Annotated in this window: 4 protein-coding genes; 3 read left to right on the forward strand and 1 reads right to left on the reverse strand. The window is 36.5% G+C overall.

Annotated elements, in window-relative coordinates:
* Positions 1-555: 555 nt before the first annotated feature.
* Entirely contained in the window at positions 556-1,602 is a 1,047-nt protein-coding gene (locus IQ229_RS12260) for a threonine aldolase family protein (RefSeq protein WP_194044040.1), read from the forward strand.
* Positions 1,603-1,622: 20 nt separating this feature from the next.
* Here IQ229_RS12260 and IQ229_RS12265 read toward each other — a convergent pair whose 3' ends face one another.
* Positions 1,623-2,891: a GAF domain-containing sensor histidine kinase gene (locus tag IQ229_RS12265; protein WP_194044042.1), complete on the reverse strand. Its 1,269-nt coding sequence runs from the start codon at positions 2,889-2,891 to the stop codon at positions 1,623-1,625.
* A gap of 463 nt (positions 2,892-3,354) precedes the next feature.
* Here IQ229_RS12265 and IQ229_RS12270 point away from each other — a divergent pair, with 463 nt between their 5' ends.
* The gene (locus tag IQ229_RS12270; RefSeq protein ID WP_194044046.1) at positions 3,355-3,870 is read left to right on the forward strand and encodes a DM13 domain-containing protein; all 516 of its coding nucleotides are present in this window, start codon (positions 3,355-3,357) and stop codon (positions 3,868-3,870) included.
* 389 nt (positions 3,871-4,259) lie between these two features.
* The coding region (locus tag IQ229_RS12275) for a single-stranded-DNA-specific exonuclease RecJ (RefSeq protein ID WP_194044044.1) at positions 4,260-5,168 on the forward strand (909 nt) is incomplete at its 3' end.

Genomic DNA, 5,168 nt, shown 5'->3' on the forward strand with positions numbered 1-5,168 from the left:
CGTCGGCAGAGTCAGACGTGTATAAGAGACAGACATTGTATAGTGTATTATAAGTACATAATTAGCATTCTGATTAGCAAACTTTATTTTTTTAGCATAATATTTAGTTACTGGCGATGTTTATCGTCTCAAAATACCCTCAACCCAAGGCTGAGGAAGACACCGTAGTAATTAAACATCTCAGTGATGTGAAAATAAGATTTCAGTTTTCTGTGACATCAGCAAAGTCATTTATATATTTTATATATTATTAATATCCTACTTAACTTTATAACGATTCAGGTTAATACAAAATAGAAAAATCAAATTTAAGTTGTGAAAACCAAAAGGTTCAGAGTCGCTATTTTTTATAAAAGTCACAAGCCTCGTTTTTATTAATTATGATATGAACTATAGTTATAAAAAAATAGGTTGCTGCTATCCAAAGTTATTGTACTTAGCAGAATTCTTAAGTAATTGAAAAGATTAATAGCATTACTTGCCAAGGGATTTGGCAAAGTAAAAAATTATTTACTAAAATTGTAACAATTACTGTTAAAAACAAAAATAAAAATTATGAGTAGCCAATTAGAACAGTTTGCAAGTGATAATTCCTCTGGGATTTGTCCTGAAGCACTAGAATATATGATTAGGGCAAATCAAGGTAGTGTTCCAGCTTATGGAAATGATGAATGGACTCAAAAAGCAACAGATTATTTTCGGGAACTCTTTGAAATTGATTGTGAAGTATTTTTTACCTTTAACGGCACAGCCGCAAATTCTTTATCTTTAGCTGCTCTTTGCCAGTCATATCATAGCGTCATTTGTCATGAGACATCTCACATAGAAACAGATGAATGTGGCGCACCGGAATTTGCATCTAATGGCTCTAAATTGCTACTTGCTCACGGTAAGAATGGCAAATTAACATCAGAGTCTATAGAGTCAATTGTTACCAAACGTACTGACATACATTATCCAAAACCTAAAGTTATTAGCATTACGCAATCAACTGAATTAGGAACTTTATATTCTATTGAAGAACTTTTAAGTATTAAAGCAGTTGCAAACAAATATAACTTAAAACTTCACATGGATGGCGCTCGTTTTGCAAATGCAGTTGCCGCTATGAATAAAAGTCCTGCTGAAATTACTTGGAAAACTGGAGTGGATGTATTGTGTTTTTGTGGTACCAAGAATGGAATGGCATTAGGTGAAGCCATTCTTTTCTTCAATAAAGCGCTAGCAGAAGATTTTGATTATCGATGCAAGCAAGCAGGCCAGCTAGCTTCAAAAATGCGATTTATCTCGGCTCCTTGGTTAGGTTTATTAGAAACTGGTGCTTGGCTAAAAAATGCCAGACACGCTAATCAATGTGCTGAATACTTAGAAAATCAACTATTAAACATAGAAGGTATTGACTTGATGTTTCCTAGAGAAGCCAATGCCGTATTTGTGAAATTACCTGAAGAAGTCATTCACAGCTTAAAAGCCAAGAACTGGCAGTTTTATACATTTATTGGTGTGGGAGGAGTACGTTTTATGTGTTCTTGGAACACTACTCAATCAAGAATTGATGAATTAATTGGTGATATTAAAAACGCAACAATTGCCAAAACCTGACATTTATATCAATCAAAATTTCATTTAATAACTACAGGTAATTGAACACTCACAGTAGTTCCAGTTAAGATATTAGAAGAGATTAACAGTTCCCCATTATGAGCGTTGACGATGCGTTTGGTAATAGCAAGTCCTAGCCCAGTGCCACAAGGTTTTGTAGAAAAGAATGGTTGAAAAAGTTTGGTGATAACTTCCGATGGAATTGGCTCGCCGCTATTGTGGACATTAATGCAAACTTTTTCTCTATCGGAACAATCTACTTTCAATTTAATGAAATCTTCTGCTGCAACTGCTTCGCAAGCATTGCGGACAATATTGATAAATACTTGTTTAAGTTTGTCCTTATCTCCCAATATTTTTACTGTAGGCAATACCGAAATAAATTCAATTTGTCGTCCTAGAGCTTCTGGCATTTCACTAATGCATACAAGCAACTCATGAATAAATTCATTAACGTCCAATTCATAAAGTTGCAACACTTGAGGCTTGGCATAGAGCAAAATTTCACTTAATAGACGTTCTAAACGACTAGCTTCGCTCAGTGCCAACGCTAATCGCTCTTGAGCAGATTCAGTTAAAATGGTTTTTCGGAAATATTTCAATCCCATGATCGTTGTTGTCAAAGGATTACGAATTTCATGCACAATCATAGCGGCAAATTCACCAATCGCTACCAATCTTTCTTGTTCTAAAAGCTTGGCTTGAACTGCTTGTAACTCTGCGGTACGTTTTTCTACCTCTGCTTCTAGAATATGATTAAATTTGCACTGTTGTTGATAGAGATGATAGTTATCAATTGCTGTTGCAGCTCGTTCAGCAAACAATTCCACAATTTGGATGTCTTTTTTTGTAAAATCACGTGGTAGATGATTAAAAGAACAGATAGTACCAATGACTTCACTTTCAGCAGTCCGCAATGGTATCCCTAAATATGCACAATAACCTTCTGGAGCCTGTCCATACTCTGGGTGTTTTTGAGCATCTTTTACTGCTAATGATTGACCCATTTTGATAACAGTACCAGTTAGTAAACCATGTAGTGAATAAACATGTTCGCCTTCACCCATTTCAAGGCTACTGGCTAGAACAGTTTCAAACCCCTCTTGGCAAAAGGTAACAACTGTCCAATCAACCCCAATGAGTTCGCTGACTCCGCAAGCAATGTTGTGCAAATAGCTACTCAGTTCGCCGGTTCGATAGTTTAAAGAAGATAAACGTGCGATTATTTGCCGCTCACGATGCCAAGTTTGCTTGTGCAACAACATTTCGTCATCACTGGTTTTGCTCATGGATGCCTATTGCATGGGTTTTGAAGCCTATTTCCGCAAGCTTGGTTTGGGTAGCCGCGATTTTAATCGTTTAGATGCAAGATGTGAGTTGATAGAAAGATTCTACTAGAGACATCTGCTATTTGTATACAACAAAATTATGAAATTTTACTTGAATAAATTTAAATTTATACAAGAATTAAATAAGTAAAAATAAGCGGTATCATTCTAAGCAAAGTTAAATAATTTTAGAAGATTATGCTTGGTTGATTTCAGTCGGTTACATTTACGATGATAAAATAGTATTTATTTATACTTAAGTACTTACAGGCTGAAAGTTTAGATTTTGCTGAGAAATCCATAAAAACTTTCTAAACAAAATATCAGCTTTTTCGAGATTAATCCTTAGATATCTATCATTATTAGACTAATTATGCAAGCAATAATTAGTTCAAAGCTCAATTCAATATCTATATTCTTAATTATGAAAATCAGAAATTTATTAATACTAATTTTGTCTTCTCTCGTTATGATTAGCTGTGTTCGAGAAGTATCAAATAACGAGTCGAAAGAAGTTGCGATCGCAGTGAATACATCTGTTCCAAAATCTTCAACTCAGGCAAGGTCTTTAACCCCTTCGGTACAATCTCAGAAGTCAGGCACTTTTGTTTCTGGAGAACATACAACTCAAGGAAAAGTCAGTATTACTACCAAAGACAGTAAATCATTTCTAGAGCTTGGAGAATCGTTTAAAACCTCAGAATCAGGCCCGGATTTAGTCGTAATTTTGCATCGTTCAGATAATATAATCGGTTCAAGTAAGCCACCAGCTTATTCTTTAAAAAAGGGAGATTATATCATTCTTGCTCCCTTAAAAAAATATAGCGGCGCTCAAACATATTCTATTCCTAACAATATCAATTTAGCCGATTACAAATCTGCTGCTATCTGGTGTCGCAAGTTCAATGCTACTTTTGGTGCTGCTAAGTTGAGTAGTTAAAATTAACTAAACTAGGACTTACGCAATAACTCTCTGAAACTCTCATTCCTTTGTGTCCTTCTCTGACGAGACGCTGCGCGTAGCTTGCTTCTCCGTAGGAGTATGCGGTTCGTTTTTTCATGATTTTGTGTAAGTCCTGTAAACAATCACGGAGAGTAGCGAGTGGGGAATCGCTGTTCAGCTACAAAACTTTACACCCTACCACATTCATAGTCACGAAGATGAAGCTTTATCTATTCAAGAGGTAGAATTAGAATTTAAGTTTGATGACCAGATTATCTGAGCAATTTCTGGAACCTTTCTTCACTTTTCTAAAGGTCAACTCCACAGATTTACAAATTATCCTTGTATTTTAAGAGTTTTAACTTCTAAATCCTAACTTTGTTTGTATGCCAGAACAACAGCAGTGGACTATAACAGCAACTGAACAACCACCAGAGTGGTTTATCCAAGCAGTGAAACAGTATACACCTGCATCAAATGGACTGTATGCAGCGCAGTTGTTGTGGCAACGCGGTATTAAAGATCGTCAACAATTAACAGCTTTTATCAACTATAAAGCTTATCAACCGACAAGTCCCTTTGAGTTTGGGCAAGAAATGCATCTGGCGATCGCACGGTTGCAGCAAGCATATAATACTAAAGAGAAAATCGCCATTTGGGGAGACTTCGATGCCGATGGTATTACCGCCACATCGGTACTTTGGGATGGATTGGGGCAGTTTTTCGCTCAAAATACTCAGTTAGTTTACTATATTCCCAATCGCCTGAAAGAATCTCACGGACTTAATAATCAAGGGATTGATAACTTAGCAAAACAAGGTTGCAAATTAATTGTTACTTGCGATACAGGTAGCACAAATGTTGAGGAAATTATCTATGCTAAACAGCTAGGTATAGATGTAATAGTTACAGACCATCACACTTTACCAGCCGAACGCCCACCTGTTGCAGCAATTATCAATCCCCGCTATTTTCCAAAGGAACATCAGTTATTTAATCTTTCTGGGGTGGCGGTAGCTTATAAGTTGGTGGAAGCACTATATCAAAGTCTGCCAAATGTTGCTAAATATCCCTTAGAAGATTTATTAGATTTAGTTGCAGTTGGATTAATTGCCGACTTAGTGCAGTTAAGTGGAGATTGCCGCTATTTGGCACAGATGGGAATTCAACGACTGCAAGAAGATTTTAAACAGCCAGCAGCAGCACGGCGGCGGCCAGGGGTAGGTAGATTATTAGAATTGTGCCAGAAAAGTGGCGATCGCCCCACAGATATTTCTTTTGGTTTGGGGCCAAGA

This window comes from Nostoc cf. edaphicum LEGE 07299 (genome assembly GCF_015207245.1).
In the GTDB taxonomy this organism is placed as follows: domain Bacteria; phylum Cyanobacteriota; class Cyanobacteriia; order Cyanobacteriales; family Nostocaceae; genus Nostoc; species Nostoc edaphicum_B.